Origin of the sequence: Saccharomonospora halophila 8, from assembly GCF_000383775.1 — a bacterium.
Classification (GTDB): Bacteria; Actinomycetota; Actinomycetes; order Mycobacteriales; family Pseudonocardiaceae; genus Saccharomonospora; species Saccharomonospora halophila.
Window position 1 is genome coordinate 2,336 of sequence record NZ_KB912570.1, and the last position, 6,273, is coordinate 8,608.

At 71.2% G+C, this 6,273-nt stretch carries 6 protein-coding genes and 1 riboswitch; of the genes, 4 read left to right on the forward strand and 2 right to left on the reverse strand.

All coding sequences use genetic code 11. The annotated features are described in order from the left end of the window. Window positions 1–116: 116 nt before the first annotated feature. Window positions 117–1,379 (reverse strand): threonine synthase, encoded by a 1,263-nt coding sequence (gene thrC, locus SACHA_RS0116195; protein ID WP_019811411.1) that lies wholly within the window; start codon window positions 1,377–1,379, stop codon window positions 117–119. A gap of 12 nt (window positions 1,380–1,391) precedes the next feature. After that, window positions 1,392–1,529, reverse strand: a riboswitch (SAM riboswitch). A 138-nt stretch (window positions 1,530–1,667) separates the two neighbouring features. Between thrC and holA the strand changes: the two genes are divergently transcribed. After that, window positions 1,668–2,642, forward strand: coding sequence for a DNA polymerase III subunit delta (holA, locus tag SACHA_RS0116200; protein ID WP_019811413.1), 975 nt, complete (start codon window positions 1,668–1,670; stop codon window positions 2,640–2,642). A gap of 154 nt (window positions 2,643–2,796) precedes the next feature. On the opposite strand, the gene rpsT is transcribed toward holA, so the two are convergent. Continuing rightward, window positions 2,797–3,057 carry a 30S ribosomal protein S20 gene (gene rpsT / locus SACHA_RS0116205; RefSeq protein WP_019811415.1) on the reverse strand — a complete coding sequence of 87 codons (261 nt, stop codon included), beginning with the start codon at window positions 3,055–3,057 and terminating at the stop codon, window positions 2,797–2,799. 162 nt (window positions 3,058–3,219) lie between these two features. Between rpsT and SACHA_RS0116210 the strand changes: the two genes are divergently transcribed. The 3 genes from SACHA_RS0116210 to SACHA_RS26270 all read left to right on the forward strand — a co-directional run. Further along, on the forward strand, window positions 3,220–3,600 hold the full coding sequence (locus SACHA_RS0116210) for a VOC family protein (RefSeq protein WP_019811417.1): 381 nt from the start codon (window positions 3,220–3,222) through the stop codon (window positions 3,598–3,600). A gap of 78 nt (window positions 3,601–3,678) precedes the next feature. Then, window positions 3,679–5,577, forward strand: coding sequence for a translation elongation factor 4 (gene lepA, locus SACHA_RS0116215; protein ID WP_019811419.1), 1,899 nt, complete (start codon window positions 3,679–3,681; stop codon window positions 5,575–5,577). Window positions 5,578–5,662: 85 nt separating this feature from the next. Then, a partial coding sequence (locus SACHA_RS26270; protein ID WP_019811421.1) for a nitronate monooxygenase occupies window positions 5,663–6,273 on the forward strand: 611 nt, incomplete at its 3' end.

The following is a 6,273-nucleotide window of genomic DNA, read 5'->3' on the forward strand; positions in this document are numbered from 1 at the left end:
GGCGCGGCCACGGATAGCGCCGTCGCCCTCCGGCGGTCGACCGGACGGCACCGGGACGGGGGAGACCGGGTCGGCAGGTCGGCACGGTGTCGGCACCGGTTCGTGCCGCGACGCCGTCAGCCGCCGAGGGCGTCGTCCACGGCGTCCACCGACGGCGGCACGGTCGCCTTCGGGCCGACGTGGTCCTCCAGCGCGTCGAGTGTCTTGAGCCCGTCCCCGGTGATCAGCAGCACCGTCTCGGCGTCCGGGTCGAGCTGACCGGCGTCGGCGAGCTTCTTCGCCGTCGCCACCGTGACACCGCCCGCCGTCTCGGTGAAGATGCCTTCGGTCCGGGCCAACAGCCGGATGCCCTCGACGACCTCCTCGTCCGTGACGTCGGCGACGGCGCCGCCGGTGCGCCGGACCGTGTCGAGCACGTAGGGGCCGTCGGCGGGATTGCCGATCGCCAACGACCGCGCGATGGTGTCCGGTTTCACCGGCTGGACCACGTCGTGCCCGGACCGGAACGCCGTCGACACCGGCGAACACCCGGACGCCTGCGCCCCGAACACCGTGTACGGGGTCGGCTCGACCAGGCCCAGCTCACCGAGCTCGCGGAAACCTTTGTCCACCTTGGTCAGTTGCGAGCCGGACGCGATGGGTACCACGATCTGTTCGGGCAGGCGCCAGCCGAGCTGTTCGGCGACCTCGTACCCCAGGGTCTTCGACCCCTCCGAATAGTACGGCCGCACGTTCACGTTCACGAACGCCCAGGACTCGTGCTCGGCGGCGAGTTCGGTCGCCAGCCGGTTCACGTCGTCGTAGTTGCCGTCCACCGCGATCAGCGCGCCGTCGTACACCGCCGTCGTGAGGATCTTGGCCCGTTCCAGCGACGACGGGATGAGCACCACGGACTGCCACCCGGCGCGGGCGGCGGCCGAGGCCACCGCGTTGGCCAGGTTCCCGGTCGACGGACAGGCCAGGGTGTCGAAGCCGAACTCGCGGGCGGCGGCCAGCGCGACGGCCACCACCCGGTCCTTGAACGAGTGCGTCGGGTTCCCGGTGTCGTCCTTCACCCAGACCCGCTTCACGCCCAGGGCGCGCGCCAGCCGGTCGGCGCGCACCAGGCGGGTGAAACCGGGTTCGGTGTTCGGGATCCGTTCGACGTTCGTCGGGACCGGCAGCAGCTTCTTGTACCGCCAGATGTTGTCCGGGCCGGCCTCGATGTCCTCCCGGCGCACCCGCCCGAAGTCGTAGGCGACCTCCAGCGGGGAGAAGTCCTCCGCCGAGACGAACTCGGGGGCGAGCGGCTGCCGGTGGCCCTCTTCCTTGGACACCAGTTCGGCGGCGGGGCCGAGGTCGACGGTTCGGGAAGCGGCCGTGGTCAGCGTGCTGGTCATCGCGAGGTCCTTTCCTCATCTGTCCCGCCGGCGCGGGTCGGAATTGGCACCGTTGCCGTCGGCCGGACCTCGCGGGATCAACGAGTCACCGGGCCGACGCCGGTTGCCGGGGCTTCCTCGGGCCGGTCCCTCTGCCCCTCTGGATGAGCGGTATTCGGTTGTCCGCCGCGTGTTCCGGGATGCGGCGTGCCACGCTCCGGGTGCGTGGCATCGCGACTCACCCTACGGCAGCGGACTCACCCCGTGCCACAGCCGCGAGGGTGACCTCACACGTGGCAGGATCGGGGCGTGACCGCACCGTCCACCACTCCCGCGCCGCTGCATCTCGTGCTCGGGGAGGAGGAACTGCTCGTCGAGCGGGCCGTGCGCGCCGTGCTCGACTCCGTCCGGCTCGCCGATCCGGCGGCGGAACTGACCCGGGCGCGGGTGAGTGAGGTCACCCCGGCGGAGCTCGCCGAGATGGTCAGTCCCTCGCTGTTCAGCGAGGGGCGGGTGATCGTGCTGGATGCGGCGCAGGAGATCGCGAACGAACTCGCCGACGCGGTCCTGAGCCATGCCGCCCAACCCGCCGACGGCATCGTGCTGGTGGTCGTGCACAGCGGTGGCGGGCGCAGCAAGGCGTCCAAGTCGTTGCCGGCGGGCCTGCGGGAAGCCGGCGCGACCGTGACCGAGTGCCGGAAGATCACCAAGGCCGCGGAGCGGGAGGCGTTCGTCCGGGGTGAGGTTCGCGCGGCGGGCGGACGCATCGAGGCGGCCGCCGTGACCGCACTGATCGAATCCGTCGGCTCCGACCTGCGCGAGCTCGCGTCGGCGGCGAGCCAGCTGGTGGCCGACTCCGGGGGTTCGGTGGACGAGCGGGCGGTGCGCCGGTATCACCGGGGCCGCGCCGACGTCACCGGATTCGAGGTCGCCGAGAAGGCCGTCGCCGGGGACCGTGCGGCGGCACTGGAGTCGCTGCGCTGGGCACAGCAGATCGGGGTGGCGCACGTGCTGCTGGCGGACGCGTTGGCCGCGGAGGTCCGCCGGGTGGCCGTCGCCGCGGGCGGCAGGCCCGCCCGGGAGCTGCAGTCCGAGCTGCGGGTACCGGAGTGGAAGGTCGACAAGATCCGGAAGCAGGCCCGGGGGTGGAGTTCCACCGGGATCGCCGAGGCCATGCGGGTCGTGGCACGGGTCAACGCCGAGGTGAAGGGGGCCGCCGCCGACGCGGACTATGCGGTCGAACGCGCCGTGCTCGACGTCGTCGCGGCCCGCGGCCGCCGCTGAGCCCTTTCGACCGCGGAGCCCCTATGCCCGCCGAGCCCGGACGATCCGGACCGACCCCGACGGTTCCGCACCCGGCGACCGCCGCCCCGGACACACGAAACCCCCGGTGACCACCACGGTGTCGCCGGGGGTCGCGAAAACCGGGCGGCGGTCGTCAGAGCTTGTTGACGCGCTGGGCCATGGCGGACTTCTTGTTCGCCGCCTGGTTCTTGTGCAGCACGCCCTTGCTCACCGCCTTGTCGAGGACGCGGGCGGCGTTGCGCTGCAGCTGCACCGCCGTGGCCTTGTCGCCGGCGTCGGCGGCGCGCCGGAACTTGCGGATCGCGGTCTTGGTCGCCGACTTCACCGACTGGTTGCGCTGACGCGCCTCTTCGTTGGTCCGGATGCGCTTCATCTGCGACTTGATGTTGGCCACTGTCGCTCCCTCTCGATCGTGGAATGCGTCGCCGCGTCGTCGTGGCGCCGGCCCGGGGCCGACCTTCCTCCCTGGCGGAATGCCACACGGCAACAGTCGGCCAGTTTAGCAACGCTCCTCGGCACCACACGCCGGACCCTCATCCGTGAGACGGTGGTCGCCATGGACGTGCTCAACAGCCGTACGCTGCTCATCCCGGACGACCCGGAGGTGACCACGGCGTTCTACCGCGACACGCTGGGCCTCGCGGTGTACCGGGACTTCCCCGGCGGCACCGTGTTCTTCCTCGGCGGCGGGCTGCTGGAGATCGTGGGGCGGGGCGGAGGGGCCCGCACGACGGACGTGGCGCTGTGGCTCCAGGTGCGCGACCTCACGGCCACCCTCGCCGAGCTGCGGGAGAAGGGCGTGCTGCCGGACCGGGAGCCGCGCCGTGAGGCGTGGGGACTGGACGAGGCGTGGCTCAGTGACCCGGACGGCACACGGATCGTGCTGGTCGAGGTTCCGCCCGACCACCCGTTGCGGACCGACGTCCGACCGGACTGAGGCGGGGTGGCGGCCGAGCCGCCCGCGCGCGGCGTGGGACCATGGAGCCACCAGCCGCGAGCGAGCCCGAGGTAGCGAGTGACACCGACACGTCCGTCCGCAGACACCACGTTCACACCGCCGGAGTTCCTCCGGAACTTCTGCATCATCGCGCACATCGACCACGGCAAGTCGACCCTGGCCGACCGCATGCTGCAGCTGACCGGGGTGGTCGAGGAGCGGACGATGCGGGACCAGTACCTCGACCGGATGGACCTGGAGCGCGAGCGCGGCATCACGATCAAGGCGCAGAACGTGCGCCTGCCGTGGACCCGGGACGGCCGTGAGCACGTGCTGCACCTCATCGACACCCCGGGGCACGTCGACTTCACCTACGAGGTGTCCCGGGCGCTGGAGGCCTGCGAGGGGGCCATCCTGCTCGTGGACGCGGCCCAGGGAATCGAGGCGCAGACGTTGGCGAACCTCTACCTCGCCCTGGACAAGGACCTGCACATCATCCCGGTCCTGAACAAGATCGACCTCCCCGCCGCCGAGCCGGACAAGTACGCCGCCGAACTGGCGCACATCATCGGGTGCGAGCCGGACGACGTCCTCCGGGTCTCGGCCAAGACCGGTGCGGGGGTGTCGGAGCTGCTCGACCAGGTGGTGGGCCAGGTACCGCCGCCCGAGGGCGACCCGGACGGGCCGCCGCGGGCGCTGATCTTCGACTCGGTGTACGACGCCTACCGGGGTGTGGTGACCTACATCCGCGTCGTCGACGGGCGGATTACTCCGCGGGAGCGGGTCACGATGATGCACAGCGGCGCCACCCACGAGCTGCTCGAGGTGGGCGTCATCTCGCCCGACCCGAAGCCGTGCGCGGGGCTCGGGGTCGGCGAGGTGGGTTATCTGATCACCGGTGTCAAGGACGTCCGGCAGGCCAAGGTGGGCGACACGGTGACCACGGCCCGCCGGGGTGCCGACGCGCCACTCGCGGGGTACCGCGAACCGGTCCCGATGGTGTTCTCCGGTCTGTACCCGGTGGACGGCTCCGACTACCCGGACCTGCGGGACGCCCTGGACAAGCTGCAGCTCAACGACGCGGCGCTGAGCTACGAGCCGGAGACCTCGGTGGCGCTCGGCTTCGGCTTCCGCTGCGGGTTCCTCGGCCTGCTGCACCTGGAGATCACCCGGGCGCGGCTGGAGCGGGAGTTCGGGCTGGACCTCATCGCCACCGCACCGAACGTGGTCTACGACGTCTACCTGGAGGACGGTTCCGAACTCCAGGTCACCAACCCCTCGGACTGGCCCACCGGCGGCAAGATCGCCGAGGTGCACGAACCGGTCAGCAAGGTCACCGTGATCGCGCCCTCCGAGTTCATCGGCGCGGTCATGGAACTGTGCCAGGGCAAGCGCGGGCAGATGCTCGGCATGGACTACCTGTCCGAGGATCGGGTGGAACTGCGGTACCAACTGCCGCTGGGCGAGATCATTTTCGACTTCTTCGACTCGCTGAAGTCGCGCACGCGCGGCTACGCCTCCCTGGACTACGAGGAGGCCGGACAGCAGGCGGCCGACCTGGTGAAGGTGGACATTCTGCTGCAGGGCGAGACGGTGGACGCCTTCTCGGCGATCGTGCACAAGGACTTCGCCTACCCCTACGGCAACAAGATGACCAACCGGCTGCGCGAGCTGATCCCGCGGCAGCAGTTCGAGGTGCCGATCCAGGCGGCCGTCGGGGGCCGCATCATCGCCCGCGAGACGGTGCGCGCGATCCGCAAGGACGTGCTGGCGAAGTGCTACGGCGGGGACATCTCGCGCAAGCGCAAACTGCTGGAGAAGCAGAAGGAAGGCAAGAAGAAGATGAAGACCGTGGGGCGCGTCGAGGTGCCGCAGGAGGCGTTCGTCGCCGCGCTGTCCGCGGGCGGGGGCGACGGTGGCGACAAGGGGGACAAGGGCAAGGGCGACAAGGGCAAGGGCGGTAAGGGAAAGAAATAGCCCGCGTCCCCGACGCCCACCGCAGACGACCCGTGAACCCGTGGCCGCGTCACACGGCGGCCGCGCCGATTCGTAGGCTTGGCCCATGTTCGACAGCTTGCGCGTGCCCGTGATCGCCGCGCCGATGGCCGGGGGGCCGTCCACGCCGGAGCTCGTCGCCGCCACGGCGCGCGCCGGGGCCTTCGGGTTCCTGGCGGGGGGCTACCTCAGCGCCGCGGCCCTGGCCGACCAGATCAGCACCGCCCGCGGTCTGTCGGACGACGCCTTCGGTGTGAACCTGTTCGTCCCCGGGATCAGGTCTACTGTGGACCTGTCCCCGTACACGGCCCGCCTGCGGGCCGAGGGCGGACGCTACGGCGTCGAGCCCGGTGACCCGCGCTGGGACGACGACGGCTACGCGGCCAAGCTGGACCTGCTCGTCGAGGCCCGGGTGCCGGTGGTCTCCTTCACCTTCGGGGTGCCGCTGCAGTCCGACGTCGACCGGCTGCACGAGGTGGGCAGCACCATCGTGGTGACCGTGACCTCACCGGACGAGGCCCGCGAGGCGGCCGCCGTCGGCGCCGACGCACTGTGTGTGCAGGGGTTCGAGGCCGGCGGCCACCGCGGGGTGTTCACCGACGACGTCACGGACCCGTTCGGCGGCGAGCTGCACGGTGTGCTGGCGGGGCTGCGCCTGATCGCGGCGGCCACCGACCT

What these genes read in the sequence shown, in the direction of transcription:
- thrC (WP_019811411.1), bottom strand. Translation starts at nt 1,379, where the DNA reads ATGACCAGCACGCTGACCACGGCCGCTTCCCGAACCGTCGACCTCGGC.
- SACHA_RS0116210 (WP_019811417.1), top strand. Translation starts at nt 3,220, where the DNA reads ATGGACGTGCTCAACAGCCGTACGCTGCTCATCCCGGACGACCCGGAG.